The sequence below is a fragment of the Bacillus sp. AC266 genome, assembly GCF_979253805.1.
The window spans coordinates 1-222 of record NZ_CEEDEC010000088.1; the positions used below are offsets into that span (position 1 = coordinate 1).

General features: G+C 36.9%; 1 rRNA gene. It reads left to right on the forward strand.

Annotation, left to right across the window (positions count from 1 at the left end):
• Nucleotides 1-147 precede the first annotated feature (147 nt).
• Nucleotides 148-222 (forward strand): 5S ribosomal RNA (gene rrf, locus AC0IXC_RS29460); the annotation flags it as partial.

Genomic DNA, 222 nt, shown 5'->3' on the forward strand with positions numbered 1-222 from the left:
TGACATGTGGAGCTGACGAATACTAATAGATCGAGGACTTAACCATATAATATGAAGCAATGTTATCTAGTTTTGAAAGAATATAAAAAACTTGTTGACTTTAAATGTCGAATAAGTTATGATAATTCTTGTCTTAAATGAATACAGTCTGGTAATGATGGCAGAGAGGTCACACCCGTTCCCATACCGAACACGGAAGTTAAGCTCTCTAGCGCCGATGGT